Annotated in this window: 28 protein-coding genes; 13 read left to right on the forward strand and 15 right to left on the reverse strand. The window is 71.6% G+C overall.

Annotated elements, in window-relative coordinates:
• Positions 1-33: 33 nt before the first annotated feature.
• Positions 34-708 (reverse strand): anti-sigma factor family protein, encoded by a 675-nt coding sequence (locus HUW46_RS13280; RefSeq protein ID WP_215547560.1) that lies wholly within the window; start codon positions 706-708, stop codon positions 34-36.
• Positions 705-1,319, reverse strand: a complete 615-nt coding sequence (gene sigE, locus HUW46_RS13285) for an RNA polymerase sigma factor SigE (RefSeq protein ID WP_215547561.1) — start codon at positions 1,317-1,319, stop codon at positions 705-707. Before sigE ends, HUW46_RS13280 begins: the two co-directional genes overlap by 4 nt.
• A 198-nt stretch (positions 1,320-1,517) precedes the next feature.
• Between sigE and HUW46_RS13290 the strand changes: the two genes are divergently transcribed.
• Positions 1,518-2,174, forward strand: a complete 657-nt coding sequence (locus HUW46_RS13290; RefSeq protein WP_215547562.1) for an O-methyltransferase — start codon at positions 1,518-1,520, stop codon at positions 2,172-2,174.
• On the opposite strand, the gene HUW46_RS13295 is transcribed toward HUW46_RS13290, so the two are convergent.
• The gene (locus HUW46_RS13295) at positions 2,130-3,350 is read right to left on the reverse strand and encodes an MFS transporter (RefSeq protein WP_254126143.1); all 1,221 of its coding nucleotides are present in this window, start codon (positions 3,348-3,350) and stop codon (positions 2,130-2,132) included. The genes HUW46_RS13290 and HUW46_RS13295 overlap by 45 nt on opposite strands.
• Positions 3,351-3,412: 62 nt before the next feature.
• On the opposite strand from HUW46_RS13295, the gene HUW46_RS13300 reads away from it, so the two are divergent.
• The gene (locus HUW46_RS13300) at positions 3,413-4,384 is read left to right on the forward strand and encodes a LysR family transcriptional regulator (RefSeq protein WP_215547563.1); all 972 of its coding nucleotides are present in this window, start codon (positions 3,413-3,415) and stop codon (positions 4,382-4,384) included.
• Here HUW46_RS13300 and HUW46_RS13305 read toward each other — a convergent pair.
• Positions 4,309-5,739 carry a leucyl aminopeptidase family protein gene (locus HUW46_RS13305; RefSeq protein WP_215547564.1) on the reverse strand — a complete coding sequence of 477 codons (1,431 nt, stop codon included), beginning with the start codon at positions 5,737-5,739 and terminating at the stop codon, positions 4,309-4,311. The two genes, HUW46_RS13300 and HUW46_RS13305, sit on opposite strands and share 76 nt — an antisense overlap.
• Before the next feature lie 112 nt (positions 5,740-5,851).
• On the reverse strand, positions 5,852-6,019 hold the full coding sequence (locus HUW46_RS13310) for a DUF3117 domain-containing protein (RefSeq protein WP_215547565.1): 168 nt from the start codon (positions 6,017-6,019) through the stop codon (positions 5,852-5,854).
• Positions 6,020-6,252: 233 nt separating this feature from the next.
• Here HUW46_RS13310 and HUW46_RS13315 point away from each other — a divergent pair, with 233 nt between their 5' ends.
• Positions 6,253-7,047, forward strand: a complete 795-nt coding sequence (locus HUW46_RS13315; protein ID WP_215547566.1) for an enoyl-CoA hydratase-related protein — start codon at positions 6,253-6,255, stop codon at positions 7,045-7,047.
• A gap of 314 nt (positions 7,048-7,361) precedes the next feature.
• On the opposite strand, the gene HUW46_RS13320 is transcribed toward HUW46_RS13315, so the two are convergent.
• The 5 genes from HUW46_RS13320 to HUW46_RS13340 are packed head-to-tail and all read right to left on the reverse strand — an operon-like array spanning position 7,362 to position 9,711.
• Positions 7,362-7,925, reverse strand: a complete 564-nt coding sequence (locus tag HUW46_RS13320; protein ID WP_215547567.1) for a DNA-3-methyladenine glycosylase I — start codon at positions 7,923-7,925, stop codon at positions 7,362-7,364.
• A complete protein-coding gene (locus HUW46_RS13325; protein WP_215547568.1) occupies positions 7,922-8,377 on the reverse strand; it encodes an SRPBCC family protein in 456 nt (151 codons plus the stop codon). The genes HUW46_RS13320 and HUW46_RS13325 overlap by 4 nt, the downstream gene beginning before the upstream one ends.
• Entirely contained in the window at positions 8,374-8,676 is a 303-nt protein-coding gene (locus tag HUW46_RS13330; RefSeq protein WP_215547569.1) for a DivIVA domain-containing protein, read from the reverse strand. Before HUW46_RS13330 ends, HUW46_RS13325 begins: the two co-directional genes overlap by 4 nt.
• Positions 8,673-9,353, reverse strand: coding sequence for a permease prefix domain 1-containing protein (locus HUW46_RS13335; RefSeq protein WP_215547570.1), 681 nt, complete (start codon positions 9,351-9,353; stop codon positions 8,673-8,675). Before HUW46_RS13335 ends, HUW46_RS13330 begins: the two co-directional genes overlap by 4 nt.
• Before the next feature lie 34 nt (positions 9,354-9,387).
• Positions 9,388-9,711, reverse strand: coding sequence for a helix-turn-helix transcriptional regulator (locus HUW46_RS13340; RefSeq protein ID WP_215547571.1), 324 nt, complete (start codon positions 9,709-9,711; stop codon positions 9,388-9,390).
• A 145-nt stretch (positions 9,712-9,856) separates the two neighbouring features.
• Between HUW46_RS13340 and HUW46_RS13345 the strand changes: the two genes are divergently transcribed.
• The 6 genes from HUW46_RS13345 to HUW46_RS13370 are packed head-to-tail and all read left to right on the forward strand — an operon-like array spanning position 9,857 to position 17,256.
• Positions 9,857-11,026, forward strand: coding sequence for a cytochrome ubiquinol oxidase subunit I (locus HUW46_RS13345; RefSeq protein ID WP_215547572.1), 1,170 nt, complete (start codon positions 9,857-9,859; stop codon positions 11,024-11,026).
• A 3-nt stretch (positions 11,027-11,029) separates the two neighbouring features.
• Positions 11,030-12,019, forward strand: coding sequence for a cytochrome d ubiquinol oxidase subunit II (locus HUW46_RS13350; protein ID WP_215547573.1), 990 nt, complete (start codon positions 11,030-11,032; stop codon positions 12,017-12,019).
• Positions 12,019-13,608, forward strand: coding sequence for a thiol reductant ABC exporter subunit CydD (gene cydD, locus HUW46_RS13355; protein WP_215547574.1), 1,590 nt, complete (start codon positions 12,019-12,021; stop codon positions 13,606-13,608). Before HUW46_RS13350 ends, cydD begins: the two co-directional genes overlap by 1 nt.
• Entirely contained in the window at positions 13,596-15,263 is a 1,668-nt protein-coding gene (gene cydC / locus HUW46_RS13360; RefSeq protein WP_331477234.1) for a thiol reductant ABC exporter subunit CydC, read from the forward strand. Before cydD ends, cydC begins: the two co-directional genes overlap by 13 nt.
• A 53-nt stretch (positions 15,264-15,316) precedes the next feature.
• Positions 15,317-15,826 carry an SRPBCC family protein gene (locus HUW46_RS13365; RefSeq protein ID WP_215547575.1) on the forward strand — a complete coding sequence of 170 codons (510 nt, stop codon included), beginning with the start codon at positions 15,317-15,319 and terminating at the stop codon, positions 15,824-15,826.
• On the forward strand, positions 15,823-17,256 hold the full coding sequence (locus tag HUW46_RS13370; protein ID WP_215547576.1) for an MFS transporter: 1,434 nt from the start codon (positions 15,823-15,825) through the stop codon (positions 17,254-17,256). The genes HUW46_RS13365 and HUW46_RS13370 overlap by 4 nt, the downstream gene beginning before the upstream one ends.
• On the opposite strand, the gene HUW46_RS13375 is transcribed toward HUW46_RS13370, so the two are convergent.
• Positions 17,183-18,109: a glucosyl-3-phosphoglycerate synthase gene (locus tag HUW46_RS13375; protein ID WP_215547577.1), complete on the reverse strand. Its 927-nt coding sequence runs from the start codon at positions 18,107-18,109 to the stop codon at positions 17,183-17,185. The genes HUW46_RS13370 and HUW46_RS13375 overlap by 74 nt on opposite strands.
• A 47-nt stretch (positions 18,110-18,156) precedes the next feature.
• Here HUW46_RS13375 and HUW46_RS13380 point away from each other — a divergent pair, with 47 nt between their 5' ends.
• The gene (locus tag HUW46_RS13380) at positions 18,157-18,831 is read left to right on the forward strand and encodes a lysophospholipid acyltransferase family protein (protein ID WP_442860930.1); all 675 of its coding nucleotides are present in this window, start codon (positions 18,157-18,159) and stop codon (positions 18,829-18,831) included.
• A gap of 234 nt (positions 18,832-19,065) precedes the next feature.
• Here the strand turns inward: HUW46_RS13380 and HUW46_RS13385 are convergent, their stop codons facing one another.
• The 3 genes from HUW46_RS13385 to dapE form a co-directional block, all read right to left on the reverse strand.
• Positions 19,066-19,635 carry a TIGR00730 family Rossman fold protein gene (locus HUW46_RS13385; RefSeq protein WP_215549847.1) on the reverse strand — a complete coding sequence of 190 codons (570 nt, stop codon included), beginning with the start codon at positions 19,633-19,635 and terminating at the stop codon, positions 19,066-19,068.
• A complete protein-coding gene (locus HUW46_RS13390; RefSeq protein ID WP_215549846.1) occupies positions 19,631-20,413 on the reverse strand; it encodes a TIGR00730 family Rossman fold protein in 783 nt (260 codons plus the stop codon). Before HUW46_RS13390 ends, HUW46_RS13385 begins: the two co-directional genes overlap by 5 nt.
• A 68-nt stretch (positions 20,414-20,481) precedes the next feature.
• Positions 20,482-21,558, reverse strand: coding sequence for a succinyl-diaminopimelate desuccinylase (dapE, locus tag HUW46_RS13395; RefSeq protein ID WP_215547578.1), 1,077 nt, complete (start codon positions 21,556-21,558; stop codon positions 20,482-20,484).
• A gap of 64 nt (positions 21,559-21,622) precedes the next feature.
• On the opposite strand from dapE, the gene HUW46_RS13400 reads away from it, so the two are divergent.
• The 3 genes from HUW46_RS13400 to HUW46_RS13410 all read left to right on the forward strand — a co-directional run bounded on the left by HUW46_RS13400 (position 21,623) and on the right by HUW46_RS13410 (position 24,131).
• Positions 21,623-22,060, forward strand: coding sequence for a hypothetical protein (locus tag HUW46_RS13400; RefSeq protein ID WP_254126145.1), 438 nt, complete (start codon positions 21,623-21,625; stop codon positions 22,058-22,060).
• A gap of 31 nt (positions 22,061-22,091) precedes the next feature.
• On the forward strand, positions 22,092-23,078 hold the full coding sequence (gene dapD / locus HUW46_RS13405) for a 2,3,4,5-tetrahydropyridine-2,6-dicarboxylate N-succinyltransferase (RefSeq protein WP_215547579.1): 987 nt from the start codon (positions 22,092-22,094) through the stop codon (positions 23,076-23,078).
• 66 nt (positions 23,079-23,144) lie between these two features.
• Positions 23,145-24,131 (forward strand): CHAD domain-containing protein, encoded by a 987-nt coding sequence (locus HUW46_RS13410; protein WP_254126146.1) that lies wholly within the window; start codon positions 23,145-23,147, stop codon positions 24,129-24,131.
• On the opposite strand, the gene HUW46_RS13415 is transcribed toward HUW46_RS13410, so the two are convergent.
• Positions 24,116-25,516: an FAD-dependent monooxygenase gene (locus tag HUW46_RS13415; RefSeq protein WP_215547580.1), complete on the reverse strand. Its 1,401-nt coding sequence runs from the start codon at positions 25,514-25,516 to the stop codon at positions 24,116-24,118. The genes HUW46_RS13410 and HUW46_RS13415 overlap by 16 nt on opposite strands.
• Between the last annotated feature and the right edge of the window lie 54 nt (positions 25,517-25,570).

Raw genomic sequence — 25,570 nt, forward strand, 5'->3', positions numbered from 1 at the left:
CAGTCTGCCGTCATCACGGTGAAGTGCGCGTTGTCAGGGCAGGGGTACCAGGCCGTGCGGCGGGCGCGACGGCGCCGGAGTGGGCGTGACGTCCGCGTTGACCGCGCCGGTACCGCCGAACTGCGCGCGCAGCACGTTCTGCTGCGGGCCGCCGCCCGGCCCCTGCGGGGTCTCCTCCGGGCCGCCGGAGGTCACCACGAGCGCCAGCGCGCTCAGCACCAGCCCGGACACGACGACCCCGGCGCCCTGCGCGGCGCGGCGGCGGTTCGACGCCCCGTCGCGGCCGACGGCGCCGCCACCGAGCACGGTGGAGGAGTTGCCGAGCGGAGACGACGAGCCCAGCGGCGTGGACGAGCCCAGCGCGCTCGTCGACCGCAGCCCGGCGACCCTGTCCGGGCGCTGGATCGCGACGAGCGTGCCGTCCTCGCTGATCGCGAGGTTGTCCGGCGAACTGGGCAGGTCGGTGTGCTGCGGAATGGACTTCAGGCTGGCCAGGAACCCCGCCGACATGGTGGGGATCTCCGCGCGCTTGACCTCCGCGCGCGCCTGGCGCTGCGCGGTCACTTCGGCGGCGCACAGCGGGCAGCGGGACACGTGCGAGGACGCCCTGTCCTGCGCGCCGAGGGACAGCTCACCGTCGACGAAGGCGACGACGGCGTCCGGCAGCAGGTGGGACTCGCCGAGACTCCACCCCTTGGATTCGCTCATACCGGCACCTTCATGGCCTCGCCACGGGCAGCGCGGCGACGCTCCAGCGAGGCGCGCAGCGCCTGGCGGCCGCGGTGGATGCGGCTGCGGACGGTGCCCAGCTTCACCCCGAGCGTCGCGCCGATCTCCTCGTAGGACAGGCCCTCGACGTCGCACAGCACGACGGCGGCGCGGAACTCCGGCGGCAGCTCGTCGAGCGCGTCCTGGAGATCGGGGTCGAGGTGGGTGTCCGAGTAGACCTGCTCGGGGCTCGGGTCGTCGCCGACGATGCGGTCGGTGTCCTCCGGCAGGCCCTCCATGCGCACGCGCGAACGGCGGCGCGCCATGTCGAGGAACAGGTTGGTGGTGATGCGGTGCAGCCAGCCTTCGAAGGTGCCGGGCTTGTACGAGGCCAGCGAGCGGAACACGCGGATGAAGGTCTCCTGCGTGAGGTCCTCCGCGTCGTGGCTGTTACCGGTGAGCCGGTAGGCGAGGCGGTACACGCGGTCCGCGTGCTCGCGGACGACCTCGTCCCACGACGGCGGGGTCCATGCGGTCTCGTCGACCGTCACGGGCTCCACTTCGGCTGTCGACCCTGTGCTCTTCGGCATCGGCGGGCTAGGCACCTCCATCAGGCTGTTCTCCCAACTACTCCACCCAACGCGGCCGTTCCGCCCGGTGTTCCCGTATGACAGACGTAGTTTCTCCTGCTTCCTTATGGTTGTAGTGAGACAGCGCTGAGAACAGCCTGAGAGAACGCGCGGACCTGGGTGATCCCGGTTACGGGGAGCCTTCGCTGATTTATCGACAACCAGCGCTAACCTCCTCGCGTGAGCTCCGAGACGCAGACCACGGCCGCGCTGGGCCTCGGTGACGACGCGGCGTACGTCGAGGGCTACCTGCCGGACGACGAGACACTGGCCACCGCCCGTGCCCGCGCCGCCGAGTTCGGCTGCGAACCCCTTGACCAGGGCTCCGGCGCGACGCTGTGCTTCCTGGCCACCACCCTGCGTGCGCGCGCGGTCGTCGAGATCGGCACCGGCATCGGGGTCAGCGGGCTGTACCTGCTGCGCGGGATGGCCGAGGACGGCGTGCTCACCACGATCGACATCGAGCCCGAGTACCACCGCGCCGCGCGGCGGACCTTCCTCGACGCCGGGTTCGCGCCGGGCCGGATGCGCCTGATCATGGGGCAGGCGCTCGACGTGCTGCCCAGGCTGACCAGCGGCGGGTACGACCTGGTGTTCATCGACGCCACGCGCGCCGAGTACCCGAGCTACTACGAGCACGCGGTGCACCTGCTCCGGCCGGGCGGGGTGCTGGCGTTCTCCGGCGTGCTCGGCGGCGGACGCGTCCACGAGCAGGGCCGCCGCGACGCCGAAACGCTGGCGCTGCGCGAGGTGGCCAGGGCGATCCGCGAGGACGAGCGCCTGGTGCCCGCGCTACTGCCCGTCGGCGGCGGTCTGCTGGTCGCGGCGCACTACTGAGCGGTTCCCCAGCACGACCGCGACGGCCGCGAGCGCGAGCCAGCACGCCACGGTCACGATGAGCCACGTCCACCCGGCACGGGCGAAGACCAGCGCGCCGAGCGTGCCGCCCGTACTGCTGCCGAGGTAGTAGGCGAGCGTGTAAAGCCCCGAGACTTGCCCTCGCGCGCTTTCGGGGGCCTCGGCGGCGGCCCAGCCGTTCGCAGTCGCGTGTGCGGCGAAGAACCCGCCGGTCAGCACCACGAACCCGAGGATCACCAGCGGCAGCGAATCGGGAATCGTCAGCGTGGCGCCCGCGACCGTGACGAGCAGCGCGACGACGACCGTCCGCACGCGGCCGAGCCTGGCGACGAGCCTGCCCGCGGTCGCCGAGGACACCGCGCCCATCGCGTAGGACAGAAACACCAGCGACGCGACCGCGGGCGCGAGATTCAGCGGCGCGCCGGTGAGCCGGAAGCCCGCCGCGTTGTACAGCGCGACGAACGAGCCCATCGCGAGCAGCGCGACGGCGTACTGGGCAAGGAGAACCGGCTTGCGCACCGCGGCGAGAACGCCCCGGAACACCCCGTGGGAGCGGGCGTTTTCCCGCGCGCCCGGCGGCAGCAGGACGACGGTGAGCAGCGAGCACACCGTGCCGATGAGCGCGACCACGAGCAGCGCGCCGTGCCAGCCGAGGCCGCCCGCGGAGAACCCGGCGGCGAGCCGACCGAGCATGCCGCCGACCGTGTTGCCCGCGATCATCGCGCCGACCGCGGCCGCGACCCCGGCCTTCCCGAGCCGTTCGACGAGGTAGGCGGACGCCACGCCGGGAAGGCCCGCGATGGCGACGCCCTGGACCGCCCGCAGCACGAGCAGCACCCCGTACGACGGCGCGAGCGGGAGCAGCAGTCCGAGCACGGCCGAGACCAGGACCGACGCGATGATCACCGGGCGGCGGCCGACGATTTCGGACAGCACCGCGATCGGCAGCACCGCGATCGCGAGCGCGCCGGTCGCCACGCTCACCGCGAGCGACGCGCCGCCGGGGTCGAGCCCGAACTGGTCCGCGAGCTGCGGGAGCACCGGTTGCGGCGCGTAGAGGAGCGCGAACGACGAGATGCCCGCCGCCGCGATCGCGATCTTGACGCGACGGGTGGTGCCGAGTGCGGTCACGGGACGGGACAGCGCGAGAGTCACGTCGCGAAATTAAGCTTCGCTAACCAATACGTCCAATACGTCCATCTGGCAGTATTCATGCAATGGCGGATGATTCGACGGATCACCAGCTCGCCGCGGGTCTGGCGCCCTCGCTCGCGCTGCTGGCGGCCGTGCGTGAGACCGGCAACATCACGCGCGCGGCCGAACTCCTCGGCGTGCCACAGCCCACAGTCAGCAGGCGGATCGCGGCCATGGGCGAGCTGTTCGGGGCCCCGCTGACCAGGCCGGACGGGCGCGGGATCCAGCTGACGCGGGCGGGCGCGCTGCTCGCCGACGCCGCCACGCGCGCGATGACCACCGTCGACACGGCCGTCCGGCAGGCGCGCGAAGAGATCTCGCCGTCGACGGGACTGGTCGCGCTGGGCTTCCTGCACCTGCTCGGCCGCTCGCTCGTACCGGGGCTGATCAGCGGTTTCCGCGCCGAGCACCCCGGCGTCCGGTTCAGCCTGGTCCAGGGCTCGCGCCAGGACATCCTCGACCGGCTCGCCCGAGGGGAACTGGACCTCGTGCTCGTCGCGCCGGTGCCGACCGGGGACGGCGTGGAGGCGGTCGCGGTCGGCGAGCAGCAGCTCTACCTCACCGTTCCGGAGCGCCACCGGCTCGCGAGCCGCCGTGAAGTGCGCATGACCGAACTCGCCGACGAGTCGTTCGTGCTGCTCGAACACGGCTACGGGCTCCGCCAGATCATCGACGGACTGTGCCGCGACGCCGGGTTCACGCCGAGGATCGCGTTCGAGGGGCAGGAATCCGACACCGTCCGCGGGCTCGTCGCCGCGGGGCTCGGTGTTTCGCTGCTGCCCCGGTTCGAACCGGGCACGCCCGCGGGCGTCGCCGAAATCCCGGTGCGGCCGCGGACCACGCGCACGCTCGGGCTCGCGTGGCCGTCATCCGGCCCGCTGCCACCCGCCGTCCGCGCGTTCCGGGACCACGCGATCCGTCACGTGTACGACGCGGCCAGCTCGACCAGGGTGCGCGCGGCGAAACCGGTGCCGCCCGGCACCACGTCCGCGTAGTTCTTCTCCGACCGGGCCGGACCCGCGATGTCGAGGTGCGCCCAGGTGGCACCGTCGACGAACTCGCGCAGGAACAGCGCCGCCGCGATCCCGCCCGGCCCGCCGGGCGCCTGCCGCACGTCGCCGATCTCGCCGCGCACGGACTCGGCGAGGTCCTCGGTCAGCGGCATGCGCCACCACTGCTCGCCCGCCCGCTCCCCCGCGTCGGCGACGCGGCGCGCCAGCTCGTCGTCGTTGGCGAACAGGCCGCCGGTGCGCAGGCCGAGCGAGACCTTCATGGCACCGGTCAGGGTGGCGACGTCGACGACCGCGTCCGGCCGGAAGCGCCGGATCCCGTAGACCAGCGCGTCGGCGAGGACCATGCGGCCCTCGGCGTCGGTGTTGCTGACCTCGGTCGTCTTGCCGCCGTAGTGGCGCACGACGTCACCTGGCCGGTACGCGGTGCCGGACACGTGGTTCTCCGCGGCCGGGACCAGCGCGGTGACCTTCACGGTCAGCTTGAGCGCCGCGATCGCGCGCGTGGCGGCGAGCACGGCGGCGCCGCCAGCCATGTCCGTGCGCATCAGGTGCATGCCGTCGGCCGGTTTGATCGAAAGGCCGCCGGTGTCGAAGGTGATGCCCTTGCCGACGAGCAGCAGGTGCGCCTTCGCGCCGCGCGGCCGATAGGCGAGTTCGATCAGCCGCGGCGGGCTGGCCGAGCCGCCGCCCACCGCGAGCACCCCGCCGAAACCCTCGTCGCGCAGCCATTTCTCGTCCCGCACCGTGGCGGTGAGGTTGGCGATCCCGGCGACCGCGGCGGCGGAGGTGTCCGCGAGCCAGGCCGGGTCCTTCACGTTCGACGGCGCGTTCGCGAGATCGCGCGCGAACGCGGCGGCCGCGGCGAGGTGGCGGACGCGCTCGACGGCTTCGACGTGACTGTCGTCGGTGACGAGGCGGATCGTGCGGACACCGGGTTTGGGGGCGTCGGCGGTGACGGTGAACCGGTAGTCGCCGAGCAGCAGCCCCGCGACGAGGCCCTCGACCTGCTCGGTGGTGACCTCGGCGGCAAGGCCGATTTCGAGCACGCGCGGGGGTTTTTCGCCCCCGCCCACCGCGCGGACCAGCGCGGCGCCCGCCGCGCGGAAGTCCTTCGGCTCGCCCGCGCCGACCCCGGCGAGCCAGCGGTTCTTCCCCTCCGGCGCCTCGACGACGTCGCCCGCGCGTTCGGGTAGGCGGACGCCGTCGACAGTGGTCTCCTGGGTCTCCTGCTCCGGCGCGAAGACCAGCGCGGCGGACTGCGCGCCACGCCGTGCCGTGCCGGAGACCTCGATCTCGGGCAGCCTGCTGGGAACGGACGGCACCGGGACACGCGCCATGGGAGTTACGACCTCACTTGCCTCGGGGATCGGGGAAGGCTACGGGTGCTGAACCACAACCCCGGCCTCCGAAGGGAGACCGGGGTGCGAGTGGGAGCGGGACGGAACTAGCTCAGCCTGTCGCCTCCTGCAGGGCGACACCAAGGTCTTTGGCTTCCTCGGCAGACAGCTCGACGACAAGTCGCCCACCACCCTCGAGCGGTACGCGCATCACGAGGCCCCGCCCCTCCTTAGTAACCTCGAGGGGACCATCTCCGGTCCGGGGCTTCATGGCCGCCATAGCGTGCTCCCTCCGTCTTTGCAATAGGCCCTCCCTCACGGGAAGTTTCTACCGCCTAAAACCGGCGCGCCCGGTCACCACACGACTGAGCCAACCGGGTCACGCCCATTGTCCCTCATCAGCGCGGCGGCGCGAACGCGGACCGATCTTTTCACGTCCCATCGATGCTGGTATGCGCCCCGCACGCCTGCCAGACTCGGCCGGAGTCCGGATTTTTTCGAGGGAGTGACCCAGTGACCACAGAGGACGTTCTGCTGTCCGCCGACGCCGACGGTGTGCGCACCCTGAAGCTCAACCGCCCGAAGGCGTACAACTCGCTGACCGTCGAGCTGAAGGAGCGCCTCCTGTCCGCGCTCACCGAGGCCGCGGCCGACGACTCGGTCCGCGCGGTGGTGCTGACCGGCGAGGGCAAGGCGTTCTGCGCCGGGCAGGACCTCAAGGAGCACGTCGGTCTGCTCAAGGCGAACGACCCCGCGCCGCTGCGGACCGTCGCCGACCACTACAACCCGATCGTCCGCGCCATCGTGGACATGCCGAAACCGGTCATCGCGGCGGTCAACGGCACCGCCGCCGGCGCGGGCGCGGCCTTCGCCTACGCGGCCGACCTTCGCGTCGCGGCCGCTTCGTCGACGTTCCTGATGGCGTTCGCGAACGTCGGCCTCGGACCGGACTCCGGTGCGTCGTGGACGTTGCAGCGGCTCATCGGGTACGGGCGCGCCGCCGAGCTGATGCTGCTCGGGCGGACGGTCGACGCGGAGGAGGCGCTGCGGATCGGGCTGATCGCCGAGATCGTGCCGGACGGCGAACTGGCCGCGCACGCCCAGCAGCTCGCCGCGAAGCTCGCCGCGGGGCCGACGGTGGCCTACGCGAAGATCAAGGACGTGCTGTCCACCGCGGCGGAAGGCACCCTCGACGAGGCACTGGCCGCGGAAGACGCCGCGCAGGGCGCACTCGGCGCGACCGCGGACCACACCGAAGCCGTGGACGCGTTCGTCGCGAAGCGCCGCCCGAACTTCCAAGGCAAGTAGCGCTTCCCCTTTTTCGGGGCCGTTTTCAGTGCCCCGAAGGTGGCTTTCAGGGCGTTAGATGCCCCGAAAGCCACCTTCGGGGCATGCGCGTCGCGGCGGTCGAGCGTGCGAGGGGTGGATTCGTGTCGTCTAGCGCCCCCAAGGCCACCTTCGGGGCATGCACGGCCCCGCCCGCACACCTGCGAGGGCCGCAAAAGTGGCGCCAGAGTCCCCGAAGGTGGCCTTCGGGGAACCAAGCGGAGCCCCGCCACCGACCTCGCGGAACCCCCGCGACGCGCGACCGCCATCACGGTGGCCTTCGGGGCAGACGCGGATCAGCCTGCCCGGAAGCAGCCTTCGACGTGATCGTCGACCATGCCGGTCGCCTGCATGAGGGCGTAGCAGGTGGTCGGGCCGACGAACGAGAAACCGCGCTTCTTCAACGCCTTGGCCATCGCCTTCGACTCGTCGGTGACCGCGGGGACGTCGGCCATCGTGCGCGGGCGGGCGTCCCGTTCCGGCGCGAACGACCAGAGCAGTTCGTCGAGGGGTTCGTCGAGGTTCGCGATGGCCTTGGCGTTGGCGATCGTGGCGAGGATCTTCGCCCTGTTCCGCACGATCCCCGCGTCCTGGAGCAGCCGCTCGACGTCCTCGTCGGTGAACTTCGCGACCTTCTTCGGCTTGAACCGGGCGAACGCGCGCCGGAACCCCTCCCGCTTGCGCAGAATGACGATCCACGACAACCCGGACTGGAACGCTTCGAGCGAAAGCCGTTCGTACAGCGCTTCTTCGCCGTGGAGCGGAACGCCCCATTCCTTGTCGTGGTACTCCGCGTAGTCCGGCGCGGAGTTGCCCCACGTGCACCGCGCGATCCCGTCCGCGCCAACGAGTTCCGTCATACCGCCCCCACCGAATACCGTTCCGCGAACTTCGCGAACCGCTGCAACGAATACCGCAGCCCGAGCGTGAACGCGGGCTTCGCCAGCGGCCAGCCGAGCCTGCCGACGACCCCGAACGGCAGCTCGAGCTGCTCCGACCAGATGAACACCGACCGCTGCGGCCCCTTGTCCTGCACGTGGAAGGCGCCGGTGCCGCGCACGAGCTTGCCGAGGTGGCGCACCGTGCACCGCACGGGCGGCTCCCAGCCGATGATCTCCATGGTGTCGGTGAACCCGATCCCGGCGACCCCGGTGAACGCGGCCAGCCGCGAACCGACGCTGCGGCCGTTGCCCGCCAGCACCTCGACCTCGGTGCCGAGCATCCACTCGCCCTGGCGGGTCCAGTCGGTCAGCGCGAGCCAAGTGGTGCCCGCCGGCGCGGCGACCTCCACCGACAGCAACACATCGGTCACCGCGCGTCCTCCGGCGCGGCCTCCAGCTCGCGCACCCGCGCGCGCAGCTCGTCGATCTCGGCACCGAGCCGGTGCATCACCCAGTCCACTTCGGACATCTTGTAGCCGCGCAGCACCAGCTGGTAGCGGACGCTCTGCACGTCCTCACCGGTGATGCCGTCGACGGGGAGTCTCGTCGGGGAGCTGCCCGGCGCCAGCGGCGCCATCTCCTCGCCACGGCCGAACACGACCGCGGCGAGCAGGAACACCACGGCCGCGACGAGGAGCATCACAACGAGGTAGATCAACGCGGTGGTCACGCCACGATCGTGACACAGGACGCCGACAGACGGCGCGCCAGCACGACGAGCCACGCCGTCAACGCGACGGAAAGCGCCACCACGGCCACACACGGCACGGACAGCATGAGCCTGGCGGCGTCGATGATCCCGGTGGCGCCGAGCAGCAGCGCCTGGGTGGCCACGAGCACACTGACCGCCACCGCGAGGAACAGCCGGAGCCAGCGCATCAGCCGGACGGTACCGGCGCGGCGGGCGCCGAACCGGGTGCCGACCAGCGCGAGCAGCGCGAACCCGGGCAGCACGCCCTGCCACACCGCGTCGTAGACCCAGGCGATCACGACGTACCAGTGCGGGGTCGGCGTGTGCAGCTGCGACCACGAGCCCCACCACACGCCCCTGGCGACCTCCCACATCAGGTGGGTCGCGGACAGTCCGAGGATCATCGTCCACAGCGCGCGGACCGCGCCCGCGACGGCCAGCTCGGCCTGGAACTCGCGCGCGATCACCGGTACCTCGCCGAAATCGGCCACCGCGCGCGACTGCGCCTCCGGCTCGGGGTACCCGGCATCGGCGTAGGCGGCCGCGGCGTCCTCCAGCCCGTCCCGTGCCTCGACGAGCAGGTCGCGCTTCGCGCTTCGCGGACCGTGCAGCCGCGCGCCGAGCGAACCCAGGTACCCGTCGATCACCGTGTTCATGACTCCTCCGCGGGGAAGAACACGTCGTCGGTGCTCATGGCCGCTCCCCCAGCACGCCGCCGATCACCGTGGTGAACTCCCGCCAGTCGGCGCGTTCCGCGGCGAGTTCGCGCTGGCCCGCTCTGGTCAGCCGGTAGGTCCGGCGCTTGCGCCCGGACACGACATCCCATTCGCTGGCGAGGAACCCGGCCCGCTCCAGCCTGCGCAGCGCCGGGTACACGGTGCCGGTCGGCAGGTCGAGCGCACCGTCCGTGCGCAGTTGCAGCGCCTCGATGATCGCGTACCCGTGCAGCTTCCTGCCGTCGAGCACCGCGAGGAGCAGCGCGTCGAGGTGCCCGCGCAGAACGTCCGCCTTCATACCTCGGCAGCCTACTGGTCCGGGGCGGGGCGGACCAGATCGGGGAAACCCTGAGATGACTCTGAATTCATAGATTTCTCTACTACATGTCGCGTGCCTACATATAGTGTCACTACTGATCGTTCCGACCTCCGGAGGGAAGCCCATGGACGCCACCGGGCTGGCACGCACCCAGTTCGCGCTCACCACCTCGTTCCACTTCCTGTTCGTCCTGCTCACCCTGGGCCTGGTGACCGCGGTCGCGATCATGCAGACCCGGTACGCGCTCGGCGGGAAGGCCGAGCTGCGGCGGATGACCCGGTTCTGGGGAAAGCTCTACGTCATCAACTACGCACTGGGAATCGCGACCGGAATCGTGATGGAGTTCCAGTTCGGGCTCAACTGGACGGGCCTTTCCGCGGTGGCCGGTGACGTGTTCGGCGCGCCGCTGGCGATCGAAACGCTGGTCGCCTTCTTCCTCGAATCGACATTCCTCGGCCTGTGGATCTTCGGCTGGGACCGGCTCGGGAAGCGGGTACACCTCGCGCTCATCTGGCTGGTGGCGCTGACCGCGTACGCGTCGGCGTACTTCATCATGGTGGCGAACTCGTTCCTGCAGAACCCGGCGGGCGCCACCCCGCGCGACGGCAAGCTCGCCCTCGACGACTTCGGCGCGCTGCTGGCCAATCCGGCGCTGGTGTCCGCGCTGCCGCACCTGCTGGCCGGCGCGCTGCTGACCGGCGGCGCGTTCGTCACCGGGGTGTCGGCGTACCACTTCCTCAAGCGCACCACCGAAATCGAGTTCTTCCGCCGCTCGATGCGCGTCGGCGTGGTGCTGAGCCTGGTCAGCTCGCCGTTCGTGATCAACCAGGGCTTCGAACAGTTCGGGAAGATCAGGGGCTACCAGCCGGGCAAGCTCGAAGACCCGGCGATCGGCGCGCCGCTCGGCGTGATGATCATGCTCGGCTTCGTGCTGTTCGTCGCGGCCGCGCTCGGTGCCGTGCTGCTCTACCGGAACCTGATCACCAGGGCCAGGCCGCTGCTCTACCTCATGGTGTTCGGCATCCCGTTGCCCTTCGTGGCCGCGATCTGCGGCTGGCTGGTCCGCGAGATCGGGCGCCAGCCGTGGCTGGTCAACGGCTACCTGCGCACCTCCGACGCGGTCGCGGGCATCCCGGCAGGGCAGGTGCTGGTGTCCCTGCTCGTTTTCGTGCTGCTGTTCGCCGGGCTCGCCGTCGCCGACTGGGTGCTGATGGCCAGGATCGCCCGCCGCGGCCCGGAAACGGCCGTGCCCGAACCCGATGACGAACCCCGTCTAGTCCTCAGTGGAGTGTGAACCGTGGTGACCTTCTTCTGGTGCGTGCTCGGCGCGCTCATCGCGGGCTACTTCGCCTTGGCGGGCAACGACTACGGCACCGCGATCCTGCTGCGCGCGCTCACCCGCGACGAACCGGGGCGGCGGCGCGCGCTCGGCGCGATCGGCCCGTTCTTCCTGGCCAACCAGGTGTGGCTGGTGGCCGCCGTCGGCGTGCTCTTCGGCGCGTTCCCCCATCTCGAAGGAAAACTCTTCGCCGGCGCGTACCTGGTGATCGTGCTGCTGCTGGCCGGGCTCGTCATGGTCACCGCCGCCGTCCAGCTCCGCAGCAGGCGCCCCGGCGGCGAGCGGCGCGCCTGGGACGGGCTGATCGTCACCGGCGCGGTGCTCACCACCGGGTCGTGGGGGCTGTTCGTCGGCAATCTCGTGCGGGGGCTGCCGGTCGAGGGGCGCACGGTCACCGAGCTGTTCGACCTACGTTCGCTCGTCTGGGCGTTCGGCTTCGTGGCGCTGTTCGCCTTGCAGGGCGCGGTTTTCCTCGCCGCGCGGGGCAGCGACGAGATCGCGGCCAGGGCGCGTCGGCTCGCGCGCGTGCTGCTGCCGCCGGTCGTTTCGTTCGTGCTCGTGGTGACGGTGTGGACGGCGCTGGACCCGGGAGCCGCCGTCACGAACCCGATCGCGGGGATCGGCACGGCGGCGCTCGCGCTGGCCGCGCTCCTGGTGGCGTGGCTCGCGCTCGCCGCGCGCCGGGCGCGGACCGCCCTGCTCGCGTGCATGGCGCTGGCCACGACCCCCGCACTGGCCGTCGGCCTGCTCCGGTACCCGCGGGTGCTGATCTCGACCGACCACCTCGACGGCGGCCTGACCGTGGCGCAGGCGGCGAGCGCGCCCGAATCGCTCGACGTGCTCGCGGTCGTCACCCCGCCGGTGCTGGTGCTCGTGGCCGTGGTCCAGGGCTGGACCTGGCTGGCCAACCGCCGCCGCGTCGGCGCCGCCTCGGTTCTGCACTTCTGATGGGACGGCTACCCGGACTCCGCCCGTACCTGGTCCGGCTGGGCGTGCTGAACGCGGCCGTCGCGGCGGTGGTCCTGCTGCTGGCGGAGTTGCTCGAGTCGGTGCTCACCGCACCGGCGACGGGGACCGTGGCACTGCTCGGCGCCGTCGCCGCCGTGCGGGGACTGCTCTTCTGGGGACACGGCGCGCTGACCGGCCACCAGGCGGCTACGGTGAAGGAAACCTTGCGCGCCAGGGTTTTCTCGTCACTGACCGTCCGAAGTGGAGCGAATCCCGGCGAGGCGGCGACCTTGGTCACCAAGGGGGTCGGCGCGATCGACGGGTACGTCGCGGACTACCTCCCCGCGCTGGTGTCCGCCGTGGTGCTGCCGATCGCCGTGCTCGTCCGGCTGTGTGCCGCGGACCTGGCCTCCGCGCTCGTCATCGCGGTGACGCTGCCGCTGATCCCGGTGTTCGCGATCCTCGTCGGCAAGCACACCAAGGCCCGCACCGCGAAGCGGTGGCGGTCGCTGTCCACTTTGGGCGGTCACTTCCTCGACGCGCTGACGGGGCTCACCACGCTGAAGCTGTTCGGCAGGGCGGGTGCGCAGGCACGCGTGGTACGGGCGATGGCCGACGCGCACGCCCGCACCACCATGCGGACGCTGCGGACGGCGTTCCTCTCGGGGCTGGTGCTCGAACTGGTCGCGACGCTGTCCGTCGCGCTCGTCGCGGTACCCGTCGGATTCCGCCTGCTGGCGGGAGGTTTGGACGCGCACACGGCGGTGCTCGTGCTGCTGCTCGCGCCGGAAGCGTACTTGCCACTGCGCGCCGCGGGCGCCCGGTTCCACGCGAGTGCGGACGGGCTCGCCACGCTCGCGAAGGTCGGCGAACACCCGGCGGCACCGGCACGGGCTCGTCGCAGGCCGCCGGACCTCCGCACCGCGACGATCCGGTTCGACCGCGTGACCGTGCGCCACGGCGACACCGTCGCACTGTCCGAAGTGGACCTCATCGTCGAACCCGGTGAGCGGCTCGCACTCGTCGGGCCCAGTGGCGCGGGGAAGAGCACGGCGCTTTCGGTGCTGCTCGGGTTCACCGCGCCGTCGGCAGGGCGGGTGCTCGTCGGCGAGGCGGACCTTCGCGAGCTCGACCAGGACGCCTGGCTGGCGCGGGTCGCGTGGCTGCCGCAGCGGCCGACCCTGTTCGCGGCCTCGATCACCGAGAACCTGGCGCTCGGCCGCGCGCGGACACCCGCCGAAATCGAGGCGGCGGCGAAGGCCGCGATGCTCGACGAAGTGGTCCGCGCCCTTCCCGGCGGCTACGCCACGCGTCTCGGCGAGCGCGGGCTGGGGCTGTCTTCCGGGCAGTGCCAGCGCGTCGGGCTCGCGCGGGCGCTGCTGCGGACCGAAGCGGACCTGCTCCTGTTCGACGAACCGACCGCACGGCTGGACAACCGGACCGAGGCCGCGGTGCTCGCGACAGCGCGCGCGTTGCTGCCCGGCCGCACCGCGGTCCTGGTGGCGCACCGCCCCGCGCTGCTCACCGTGGCGAGCCGCGTCGTCGAACTGCGCGGTGGCCGGATCGCGGGTGCGCCGTGCGCCGCCTGACGCTCTGGGGCGTCACCCGCACCGACCTCCGCCGGCTCGGGGTGGCGACCGCGCTGGCTGCCTCCGCCGAACTCGCCGGGCTCCTGCTCATGGCGACCGCGGCCTGGCTGCTCCTCCGCGCCGCCGAGCAGCCGCCGATCGCCGCGCTCACGGTGGCGATCGTCGCGGTGCGCACGCTCGCACTGCTGCGCGGCGGCCTGCGCTACGCCGAACGGCTGGCCGGGCACGAAGTGGTGCTGCGGTACCTCGGCGCGCTGCGCGGTCGGGTGTACGAAACCCTGACCGCGCAACGTTCTTCGCGGTTTTCGAGCGGCGACCTTCTTTCCCGGCTGGTGTCCGATGTGGACGCCGCACAGGACGCCGTGCTGCGCTGCCTCCTCCCGGCGCTGGTCGCGCTGGTGACGAGTTCGGCCGCGGTGCTCGGCGCACTGACGTTTTCCGCCCCCGTCGCGGTGGCACTCGCGACCGGGCTGGCGCTGGCAAGTGGGGTACTCCCCGTTTTGTCCGCGCGATCGGCGAAGCGGGCCGCCGACGCGGACGCTCCCGCGCTCGCCGCGTTGGCCGACTCGGCGATCGACCTCGCACGGGGCGCCGACGAACTGCGTGCTTTCGGCGCGGCTGACCGCGCGGTGACCGAGGCCAAGACTGTCGCAAGTGGACTCGCCAACCGTGCGCGGCGACGGGCGGGTTCACCGCTTCCCGGTGCTGGGGCGGCGATCCAGGTGCTGACGACGCTCGCGGTGTGCGTCGCCGCGAGCGGGCTGAGCGCACCCGTGGTCGCCGCGCTCGGACTCGGCACGATGGCGGTGTTCGAGACCGTTCTCCCGCTCGCCACCGCGGCCCGGCGCTGGACCGAAGTCGGCGAACCCTTGCGGCGGCTGCACCAGCTCCTGTCCGAACCGATTCCCCGCGACGGCACCCGGCCGGTGCCCGCCGGGAGTGTCCACTTCGGCCTTCGCGGGGTCGGGGTCCGCTATCCGAACCGGCCGACACCCGCGCTGCGGGGCGTCGATCTGGATCTTCCGCAGGGCAGGCGCGTCGCGCTCGTCGGGCCGAGCGGGTCCGGCAAGAGCACACTGCTCGCCGCGCTCGCCGGACAGGTCGAGACCACTTCGGGCGCGCTGACGCTGGACGGGCGGGCGCTCGGCGCCTACCCCGCCGAGCGCCTGCCGATCGCCGGCGCGCTCGCCGACGCGCACGTGTTCCGCGCGACCGTCCGCGAGAACCTGTTGCTGGCCAAGCCTTCCGCGACCGACGGCGAACTGCTCGCGGCGTGCCGCGCGGCCGGTTCCGACGTCGACCTGGACCGGCTCCCCGGCACCGACGGCGGCGAGCTGTCCGGCGGGCAACGGCAACGGCTGCTGCTCGCCAGGGCGCTGCTCTCCGACGCGCCGGTGCTCCTGCTCGACGAACCGGTGGAAGGGCTCAACCCCGCGCACGCGGACGCCGTGCTGCGGTCGGTGCTCGCCGCCGCGGCGGGCCGGACCGTCGTGCTGGCCACCCACCAGCCCGCGCCACTGCCCGGTTTCGACGAGATCCTCGTGCTCGACGAAGGCGAAGTCGTCGAACGCGGCACGCACGCCGAACTCGTCGCGCACGCCGGTTACTACGCCGAGCACTACCTCGCCTCACCCGGACGTGCGCATATGCCTTGACCGGAAAATAGCCGGAGTGGCATATTGGCCGCATCGACCCCGAAGGAGGCGGCATGGATCGCGGCACGTTCATCGAGCACGAGGGCAGGCCCGCGGTGCGGTTCCAGCGCACCTACGCCCACCCCGTGGACCGCCTCTGGGCGGCCATCACGGAAACCGAGGACCTCGCGCACTGGTTCCCGTCGAAGGTGGTGCTCGAAGGCAGGATCGGTGGCACGGTGGCGTTTTCGCACGACCCGAACATCGAAGACGACCACGGCACGGTGCTCGCCTACGACCCGCCGCGCAAACTGGCCTACACCTGGGGCGGCGACGAACTGCACTTCGAGCTGGCGCCCACGGCGGACGGGTGCGCGCTGACCCTGATCAACGTGCTCGAAGCGCGCGACGGCGCGGCGCGCAACGCGGCAGGCTGGGCCGTCTGCCTCGCCGAGCTGGACAAGCACGTGGCAGGTGGGGTCGCGGAGGGCCCGCACAGCGACTCCGCCGAACCGTGGCAGCCGCTGTACGACGCCTACGTCGCGGCCGGAATGCCTTCCGGCGCCCCGATTCCCGGCAAGTGAACCGGGCTGGGGGCGCCTGGCTGGTCCTGGTCGCCACCGCGCTCGCGTCCATGATGGACGGTGTGGACGCGACCGGCCTCGCGGTCGCGAACCCGGTGCTCGCGCGTGAGTTCGGCGCCACGCTTCCCGGGCTTGAGCTGCTCACCGTCGGATACATGCTGGTGATGGCGATGGCACTGGTTCCGGCGGGGATGGTCGCCGACCGGATCGGCCACCGGCGCGTGTTCCTCGCCGGGCTCGTCGCGTTCGCCGCGAGCTCGTTGCTGACCGGGCTTTCCGGCTCGGTCGCCGAAATGGTGGTGTGGCGGCTCTTCCAGGGCGCCGCGGGCGCGACGCTGGCGGCCAGTTCGCTCGCGCTGCTGCGGCACGCCTTCCCACCGGAGCTGCTGAAGGTCGCGATCGGACTGTGGAGCGCCGGGCTGGCACTCGCGACCGTGGTGGGCCCGTTCGTCGGCGGCGCGCTGGTCCAGTTCGTGAGCTGGCGCGCGATCTTCTTCGTCAACCTGCCGATCGCGCTGGCGGCGTTCGCCATCGCGGCGGCACTCGCGCCGCGCGCGACCACGGATGGCGGGAAGTCCAAGGTGGACGTGAGCGGCATAGCGCTGCTCACCTCGTCCCTGTTCGCACTCGTCTCCGGGATCACCCGGGCGCAGGTGGACGGCTGGGCCAGCGCCTACCCGATGTGCGCGCTCGTCGCGTCGGCGGTGCTGCTGCTCGCCTTCGCCGCCCGTGAACGGGCCGCACCGAACCCGCTGCTCCCGCCCGCGCTGTTCCACAGTGGACGGTTGGTGAGCGGGCTCGCGGTGATCTTCGCCGCAGGGGTCACGCACTTCGGCACCTCGTTCTACTTCGCGCTCTACCTGCAACAGATCAAGGGCCTCAGCCCGGTGCTGGCTGGCGCCGGGTTGCTGCCACTTATCGGACTGGTCGCGCTGGGCGGCCCCGCGAGCGGTTTCCTCAACCGCCGGTTCGGCGCGCGGACGCCCATCGTGGCCGGTCTGCTGATGCTCGCCGCGGGCTCGGCGGGACTGTCGCTCGCCGGGCTCGGCTCCGGCTACGGCGCGACCGTGGTGTTCCTGCTGCTGATGGGCCTCGGGATCGGTCTCGCCATGCCGTCGGCGGTCGAGGTCGTGATCGCCGCGGCGCCGAAGGAAACGGCGGGAGTCGCCGCCGGGCTGCAGCAGACCGTGCTGATGGTCTCCGGCGCCTTCGGCGCGGCGATCTACGGGTCCATCATCACGGCACGCTCGCCGGGATCGGGCGAACAGGCGCTCACCTCGTACCGGCAAGCCGAGTTCGTCACCGGGTTCGGCCACGCGACCGCGGTCGGCGCCGTGCTGACGCTCGCCGCGGCGGCTATCGCGGCTGTTCTCGTCCGCCTGCCAGCACCTGACGCATCGGCGGCCGATCGGTCACCAGCACCTCGGTGACGTCCGGCAGCCATTCCCCGGACACCTGCACGAACTGGGTCAGCTCCGCGCTCTCGCTCGCGTCCACCCCGGCGCGGGCGAGCGCGGTGCCGAGTATCTGCCTCGCCATCACCCCGAGTTGCAGCAGCGAGCGGTTGCGGTGCTTGCGCACGCCGAGGTTGACCTGCGCGAGCCCGTCCATCCCGTAGGCGGCCTCGGCGTCCATCAGCAACCCGATCTCCACGCCGTACCCCGCCGCGAACGGCACGGACTCCAGGAACTCCCGCGTCGCCGCGTATTCGCCGCCGAGGGGCTGGATGATCCCGGACAGCGCCGGGCGCAGCGCGGCGAGCACCGGGCGCGCGAGCAGTTCGGTCACCCGGCCGCCGCCGGTGCCGAGTTCGGCGGTCTCCAGGCGCAGCGGGCGGCGGTAGAACCCCTTCACCAGGTGCACGCCCGGCGCGGTGAGCAACGGCCCGAGCAGCGCGGGCACGAAGGCGGGGTCCGGGTCGACCAGGTCGGAGTCGAGGTAGACGACGAGGTCCCCGGTCGTCGCCGCGAGCGCGCGCCAGAGCACTTCACCCTTGCCCGGCAACGGTTTCAGCGACGGCAGCACGTCCTCGCGGCGTACCACCCTCGCCCCCGCCGCCGCCGCGACCTCGGCCGTGGCGTCGGTGGATCCGGAGTCGACCACGACCAGCTCGTCCACGAGCGTGCCGAGCAGCGGGCGCACGGACGCGACCACCGCGCCGACCGTCTCCTCCTCGTCGAGCGCGGGCATGACGACCGACACCGTCCGGCCGCCCTTCGCCTCGGCGAGCACCTCGGGTGTCCACAGTGGGTTCTGCCACGTGCGCCGCTCGAACCACCTCATGACCGTCGATCGTGCCATGCTGGACGCGGTACCCAGCCGAGGAGGACATGTTGGTTCAGTGGTTCGTCCGTTTTGTACTGGCCCCGCTGGCGCGGATGATCTACCGGCCGGTGGTCCACGGCATCCAGAACGTGCCCGCCACCGGCCCCGTCGTCATCGCGGCGAACCACAGGGCGGCGCTCGACACCGCGGTCATCCCGTTCGTCACCCCGCGCCCGGTGAAGTTCCTCGGCAAGGCCGAGTACTTCGAAGGCAAGGGGCTCAAGGGCCGGTTCGTCGCGGCCTTCCTCACCGGGCTCGGCTACGTCCCGGTGGAGCGCGGCAACGCGCAGGCCGGGCTCGCCGCGCTCGAAGCGGGCCGCAAGGTGCTCACCGACGGCGGCGCGTTCGGGATCTACCCCGAGGGCACCCGCTCGCTCGACGGCAGGCTGCACCGCGGCCACACCGGCGTCGCAGCGCTCGCACTGGCCACCGGCGCGCTGGTGGTGCCCGCCGCGCTGAGCGGCACCGAGAAGCTGCAACCGAACGGCAAGCGCATCCCGCGGCTGGCGCGGATCACGATCACCTTCGGCCGCCCGATCGACTTCTCCCGCTACGAGGGGCTCGACGCGTCACCGGCGATCCGGCGCGCGGCCACCGACGAGGTCATGTACGCCATCGCTGAGCTGTCCGGCCAGGAGTACGTCGACAAGTACCACAAACGCCCGAACGAAGCCGCCTGAGCATTTTGCGCCTGCCCTAATGGCCGCGGGACGCCATCAGGTGCTCCGAAGGCCACCTTCGGGGAATCCAGCGCCACTTTCTCGGCCCTCGCGGATCTTCGGGCGGAGCTGCCCATGCCCCGAAGGTGGCCTTCAGGGCGCCAGACGCCGCGAACTCGACCCTCGCACCACACTCCCGCCACCCGCGCGAGCCCACAGCAAGCCTTCGCGTGCCCTCGAACGAAGCGGCCTGAGCTACTCGACCCACTTGCCGATGACAGGTGCTTCGTACTCGGCGAAAGCCTTCAGCAGCACGGCAGGGTCCTCGTCGACGAACAGCAGTTCCCGGTGCTGCGTGCGCAGGAAGCCCTCGTCGACCATGTGGTCGACGAACTCGCGCAGCCGCGTGTAGTACCCGCCGACGTCGACCAGGCCCAGTGGCTTCCCGTGCAGGCCGAGCTGGGCCCACGTCCAGATCTCGAACAGCTCCTCCAGCGTGCCCGCGCCACCGGGCAGCGCGAGGAACCCGTCGGAGAACTCGGCCATCTTGGCCTTGCGCTCGTGCATGTCCGCGACGACGTGCAGCTCGGTCAGCCCGGCGTGCGAGATCTCGACGCGGCTCAGGTGCTGCGGGATGACCCCGATGACCTCACCGCCCGCGGCGAGCGCGGCGTCGGCGACCACACCCATCGTGCCGACGCTGGCGCCGCCGTAGACGAGCCCGATGCCGCGCTCGGCGAGCATCGTGCCCAGCGCCGCCGCGCGCTCGGCGTACAGCGGCGAAAAGCCCATCGAAGAGCCGCAGAAAACGCAGATGCGGTTAATGGGTGTCCTCCCATGCCTGGTACGACTCGAGCACCACGCGCACGGCGTCGTCGATGTCGTCGGTGACGTGGAGCAGGTCGAGGTCCTTCTCCGATATCTTGCCCTCGGCCAGCAGCGTGCTCGCGATCCAGTCGTACAGCCCGCCCCAATAGGACTGTCCGAAAAGGACGACCGGGAACTTGGTGACCTTCTTGGTCTGGACCAGCGTGAGCGCCTCGAACAGCTCGTCGAGCGTGCCGAACCCGCCGGGAAGGCAGATGAACGCCTGCGAGTACTTGATGAACATCGTCTTGCGGGCGAAGAAGTAGCGGAAGTTCACGCCGAGGTCGACCCACGGGTTCAGGCCCTGCTCGAACGGCAGCTCGATGCCGAGCCCGATGGAGAACCCGCCCGCTTCGGACGCGCCGCGGTTGACCGCCTCCATCGCGCCGGGGCCGCCGCCGGTGATCGTGGCGAACCCGGCGTTGGCGAGCGCGGCACCGATCTTGCGGCCCAGTTCGTACTCGGGGTGGTCGCGCTGGGTGCGCGCGGAGCCGAACACGGTGACCGCGCGCGGCACCTCGGCCAGCGCGCCGAACCCCTCCACGAACTCCGCCTGGATCCGCAGCACGCGCCACGGGTCGGTGTGCACCCAGTCGCTGGGGCCGCGGGAATCCAGCAGCCGCTCGTCGGTGGTGCTGGCCTCTTCGCGCCGGTCCCGGCGCAGGACCACCGGGCCGCGGTGCTTCTCGGGCGGATGCTCCGGGTACTGCTCGCCTGGCACGTCCGGTCGGGTCATCCGCTCATCGGCTCGTCGTTCACTCACCCGTGCTTTGTATCGCGCCCGCCGGGTTCGCGCTACCAGGTTCAGGCGCCGAGGAACGACTGTAAGACGCTTTTCACCTGCCGGATCTCCGTCGCGGCCACGTTCTCCCCCTGCGTGTGCGCGAGGGCGGGATCACCGGGCCCGTAGTTGACCGCGGGCATGCCGAGCGCGGCGAAGCGGGCGACGTCGGTCCAGCCGAGCTTGGCCATCGGCTGCCCGCCCGCCGCGGCGACCAGTTCCGCCGCCGCGGGCGCGCCGAGGCCGGGCAGCGCACCCGGCGAAAGGTCCACAATGGACAGCTCGTAGCCGTCGAACACCTCGCGCAGGTGCTTTTCCGCCTGCTCCGGCGAACGGTCCGGCGCGAAGCGGTGGTTGACGGTGAGCACGGCCTCGTCCGGCACCACGTTTCCGGCCACCCCACCGGAAATCTTCACCGCCTGCAACCCTTCCCGGTAGGTCAGGCCGTCGATCTTGGGCGTGCGCGGCTGGTACTCCGACAGCAGTCGCAGCGGTTCGGAAAGGAGGTGGATCGCGTTCACCCCGCGCCACGCGCGCGCGGTGTGCGCTCGCGCGCCGATGACGCGGATCTCCGCGCGCATGGTGCCCTGGCACCCGGCCTCGATCACCGCGTTCGACGGCTCGCCCACGATCGCGAGATCGGCGCGCAGCCAGTCGGGCAGCTCCCGTTCGATGCGGCCGAGCCCGTTGCGCACCGCCGCGACCTCTTCGCAGTCGTAGAAGACGAACGTCACATCGTGCTTCGGCGCCGGGACCGTCGCGGCGAGGTGCAGGAAGACCGCGTCGCCGCCCTTCATGTCGACGGTGCCGAGGCCGTGCAGGCGCTCCGCGTCGCCGCGCCCTTCCCTGCGCACCGGCAGGTTCGCGTTGACCGGCACGGTGTCGAGATGTCCGGCGAGGATCACCCTGCTCGGGCGGCCGAGATTCGTCCTGGCGAGCACCGCGTCCCCGTTGCGCACGACCTCGAGGTGCCCGGCCTGTCGTTCCAGCGCCTCCTGCACGGCGTCGGCGATGGCGGCTTCGTCACCGGAAACGCTTTCGATGTCCACGAGCGCGGCGGTCAGGTCGACGGGGTCGGTACCGAGGTCGAGAGTGCTCACCCCGGGCACGCTACGCGCTTGCCTCCCTGCGGCCGGGGGCGGTGCTGGGCGTACCGTCAGCGCCGTGCGGACGAGAATCGTGGCGGCGAGCGCGCTGGCCCTGCTGGCGGTCCTGGTTTCCGGGTGCTCCGGTGAAGCGGGCCCGAAACCGAAGCCGCAGGCGCCCGATCCCGGGATCTCCGGCCTCAAGGTGAAGCTCGAAGCGCTCGTGGCGGACACCTGCTATTCGAAGCCGGGCGGCCAGGAGCCGAAGGGCTGTGAAAAGTACGTCACTCAACTGGGTGGCACCGCGGGCACCGTGCACAAGCAGGCGGGCCTGGCCAAGAACCCGAAGCTCGACGGGTTCGCCACCGACCTCGACCACGGCGTCGAGGCCTACCGGGCAGGTGGGTGCACCACGGTCGCCTCGGCGGCGCCCGGTCCGTGCGTCGACTCGCTGACCGCGATCGCCCGATCCCTCCGCGAGATCAAGAGCACCGTGGACGCGCTGCCCGACGCATGATGACCAGCGACGGCTGGGTTACCGTGTCGACGTGAGCGAGCAGACCCCCAATCCCGAAAGCACCGGCGCGCACGGAGTCGGCCTGGCCACCGTGACCGTCGGCGGCACCGTGCTGGACACCTGGTTCCCGCAGCCGAAGCTGACCGAGGCAGGCGAGGGCACCGGCACCGAGCGGCTGACCATGGAACAGGCCGTCGAGGCGCTCGGCGAGTCCGTCGGCGCGCTGATCGGCGAAGACCCGGCGCGCGGCGTCGAGGTCGTCGCGGTGCGCACGACCATCGGGTCGCTCGCCACCGCACCCGCCGACGCGCACGACGTCTACCTGCGGCTGCACCTGCTCTCCCACCGGCTGGTCCGCCCGCACGGGCAGAGCCTCGACGGCATCTTCGGGCTGCTGTCCAATGTGGTCTGGACGAACCACGGGCCGTGCCCGGTCGAAGGGTTCGAGGCGACCAGGCTCCGCCTGCGCGGCCGCGGCAACGTGACGGTGTACGGCATCGACAAGTTCCCGCGCATGGTCGACTACGTGACCCCGTCCGGCGTCCGGATCGCCGACGCGGACCGCGCCCGGCTCGGCGCGCACCTGGCTTCGGGCACCACGGTCATGCACGAAGGCTTCGTGAACTACAACGCGGGCACGCTCGGCGCGTCCATGGTGGAGGGCCGGATCTCGGCCGGTGTCGTGGTCGGCGACGGCTCCGACGTCGGCGGCGGGGCGTCGATCATGGGCACCCTCTCCGGCGGCGGCACGGAGGTCATCTCGCTCGGCGAGCGCTGCCTGATCGGCGCCAACGGCGGCTGCGGGATCTCCCTCGGCGACGACTCGGTGATCGAGGCCGGTCTGTACGTCACCGCGGGCACCAAGGTCGTCTTCGACGGCAAGACGGTCAAGGCGCGCGAGCTTTCCGGCGCCACCGGCGTGCTGTTCCGCCGCAACTCGACGAGCGGTCAGGTCGAGGCGGTCCCGAGGACCGGTACCGGGATCGAACTGAACGCCGCCCTGCACGCGAACGACTGACCCTTCTCCGACGGGAGGCGTTCACGTTGTGGAAGGCACCTCCATCGTTCACCTACCATTCATCTCGTGAGCACCTCATCCTCCGCGCGGAGCGGGAAGAAGACGGCCAAAAAGGCATTGACCGCGGCCGAGCTCGGGCTGCCCGCGAAGCCGGTCAAGCCGCGCGCGAGCGACCCGCCCGCGACCCATCTGCGCGCGAAGCTGGACGCGGACCTGCGCGCGGTGCTCAAGCACGAGCCGGGCACCCGCAGCGGCGTGGACCCCGAGGACCTGCACCAGATGCGGGTGTCCACCCGTCGACTGCGCAGCGTCCTCAAGACGGCGGGCGGCCCGCTCGGCTCCACCGCGGACACCGTGCGCGCCGAACTCGGCTGGCTCGGCGCCGCGCTCGGTGAGGTCCGCGACTACGACGTCCTGATCGGACACCTGCGCGAGGTGGTCGCCGAGTTCGAGACCGCGGACCAGCCTGCCGGGCACGAGCTGGTCTCGGTGTTCGTCGCCGAGCGCGCGCAGGCGAAGCGGCGGCTGACGAAGGCGCTCAACAGCGAGCGCTACCGCGTGCTGCTGCAGTCGGTGGCCCAGCTGACGCGGCTGCCCGACCACGAACCCGAAACCACCGAAAAGTCCACAGTGGACGAATCGGATCTCGTCACCGCGCTGCGCGTCCCGCACCGCAAGCTCGCGAAGGCCATCGACGCGCTGCCTGCCGAACCGCCCGACCCGGAGCTGCACGCGTTGCGCATCAAGGGAAAGCGGCTGCGCTACGCAGCCGAGCTCGCGCTCACCTCGGCGAAGAAAAAGCGCGCCGACCGCGTCAAGAAGCTGATCAGCGCCACGAAGGACCTGCAGACGATCCTCGGCGACCACCAGGACGCCGTGGTGGCCGCGGACCGCATGCGCGACCTCGTGCGGGGTGCCGCCGAGGGCAACGCGCGGATCGGGTTCATCGCGGGCCGGATCGCCGAGCGCGAGCTGGTGAAACGGCTCGACACTCGCGCGCGCTGGCGCTCGGCGTGGCTGAAGGTCGACGCCGCCGCTCAGCGCGCGATGTAACCGTCGGGGCGGATGTCGACGACGGCGGATCCGGTGACGGAGTACGCGCGGAAGGCGTGCCCGCCCTCGTCGAGCAGCTCCTCGCCCGCGGGTGAGCCACCCGCGGGGACGATCCGGTACGTGTGCTCGCCGTCCGCGGGCCCGTCGCCGAAGACGAGCCGGGTGGCGTGCGGGCCGCGGAAGAGTTCGAAGAGCCGCACCTGCTTGCCCTCGGCGGTGCGCAGCGGCGCGTCCGGCGCCCGGTCACCGGGCTGGACCGGACCGCCCCAAGCGCCGTCGCGGTAGCTGACGTTGAGCTGCTGGGTTTCCTCGCCGCGTTCGTTGGCGTCCGGGTCGCCGTCGGTGTACTTGCGCATCAGCTTGGTGCTCACCGCCAGCACGTACTCCGCGATCGCCCTGCGCTCAGTCTCGTAGCTGGCGAGCAGTTCCGCCGAGCCGTCCGCGAGCTTCCAGCCGAGGTTGTAGGCGTCCTGCACGCCGGTGTTGAGCCCCTGCCCACCGGTCGGCGGGTGCACGTGAGCCGCGTCGCCCGCGAGGAACACCCGGCCGGACCGGAACCGCTCGGCGAGCCGCACGTTCGGGCGCCACACGGTGGACCAGACCAGTTCGGTCAGCTCCAGATCGGTCCGCCCGGAGAACCGGTCCACCTGCCGCTGCAGGACCTCCAGCGACGCGTCGACGGCGTCGTCGGGGAGCGGGGCCGCGAACTGGAAGTGCCGCCCGCCGGTCAGCGGGGTGAGCATGATCCCTTCCATCGGGTTCCCTTCGGAAGCGAACCAGTGCGCGTGCTCGTGGTCGAGCGCGTCGATGCGGACGTCGCCGAGCAGCATCCGGATCGACTCGTCGGTGACGCCCTCGAACGCGATGCCGAGCGCCTTGCGCACGAAACTGCGGCCGCCGTCGGCGCCGACGAGATGGTCCGCCCGCACCGCTTCGTCCCGGCCGTCGCGGCGCAGGGTCGCGGTGACCCCGGTTTCGTCCTGCGCGAAGCCGACCAGCTCGGTGCCCAGTTCGACGACCACGCCGAACTCGGCGAGCCGGTCGCGCAGGATCTCCTCGGTGCGGGACTGCCCGAGGAACCACGGGGTCGTGTACGGGGCATCCGGCCGCGTCTCGGTCTTCGCGCCGAACTGCTCGCTCACCTCGGTGGTTTCGCCGCCGGCGTGCATGAGCATCGGCCACGGCGGCGCGCCCGCGGCGAGCACGGCATCGAGCACGCCGAGGTCTTCGAACACTTCGAGCGTGCGCGGCTGCAAGCCGTCGCCACGGGATCCGGCGAAGAACGCCTGCGCCTTTTCGGCGATGCGGACCTCGACGCCGTGGCGCGCGAGATCGATGGCGAGCGTGAGGCCGGTGGGCCCCGCCCCCGCGATGAGAACCTTCATGACACCCTCCAGTGAATTTACGTTCAGTGAATCTGAATTCAGAGTGACGGCTGT

This window comes from Amycolatopsis sp. CA-230715 (assembly GCF_018736145.1).
Lineage (GTDB): Bacteria > Actinomycetota > Actinomycetes > Mycobacteriales > Pseudonocardiaceae > Amycolatopsis.

Bases quoted from the DNA above. Each gene is read 5' to 3' on its own strand.
- HUW46_RS13310 (WP_215547565.1), bottom strand. From the start codon at position 6,019: ATGGCGGCCATGAAGCCCCGGACCGGAGATGGTCCCCTCGAGGTTACT.
- HUW46_RS13415 (WP_215547580.1), bottom strand. From the start codon at position 25,516: ATGAAGGTTCTCATCGCGGGGGCGGGGCCCACCGGCCTCACGCTCGCC.
- HUW46_RS13375 (WP_215547577.1), bottom strand. From the start codon at position 18,109: ATGAGGTGGTTCGAGCGGCGCACGTGGCAGAACCCACTGTGGACACCC.
- HUW46_RS13280 (WP_215547560.1), bottom strand. From the start codon at position 708: ATGAGCGAATCCAAGGGGTGGAGTCTCGGCGAGTCCCACCTGCTGCCG.
- HUW46_RS13345 (WP_215547572.1), top strand. From the start codon at position 9,857: ATGGACGCCACCGGGCTGGCACGCACCCAGTTCGCGCTCACCACCTCG.
- HUW46_RS13305 (WP_215547564.1), bottom strand. From the start codon at position 5,739: ATGGCGCGTGTCCCGGTGCCGTCCGTTCCCAGCAGGCTGCCCGAGATC.
- HUW46_RS13340 (WP_215547571.1), bottom strand. From the start codon at position 9,711: ATGAAGGCGGACGTTCTGCGCGGGCACCTCGACGCGCTGCTCCTCGCG.
- HUW46_RS13335 (WP_215547570.1), bottom strand. From the start codon at position 9,353: ATGAACACGGTGATCGACGGGTACCTGGGTTCGCTCGGCGCGCGGCTG.
- HUW46_RS13300 (WP_215547563.1), top strand. From the start codon at position 3,413: ATGGCGGATGATTCGACGGATCACCAGCTCGCCGCGGGTCTGGCGCCC.
- cydD (WP_215547574.1), top strand. From the start codon at position 12,019: ATGGGACGGCTACCCGGACTCCGCCCGTACCTGGTCCGGCTGGGCGTG.
- HUW46_RS13320 (WP_215547567.1), bottom strand. From the start codon at position 7,925: ATGACGGAACTCGTTGGCGCGGACGGGATCGCGCGGTGCACGTGGGGC.
- HUW46_RS13390 (WP_215549846.1), bottom strand. From the start codon at position 20,413: ATGACCCGACCGGACGTGCCAGGCGAGCAGTACCCGGAGCATCCGCCC.
- HUW46_RS13380 (WP_442860930.1), top strand. From the start codon at position 18,157: ATGTTGGTTCAGTGGTTCGTCCGTTTTGTACTGGCCCCGCTGGCGCGG.
- sigE (WP_215547561.1), bottom strand. From the start codon at position 1,319: ATGGAGGTGCCTAGCCCGCCGATGCCGAAGAGCACAGGGTCGACAGCC.
- HUW46_RS13365 (WP_215547575.1), top strand. From the start codon at position 15,317: ATGGATCGCGGCACGTTCATCGAGCACGAGGGCAGGCCCGCGGTGCGG.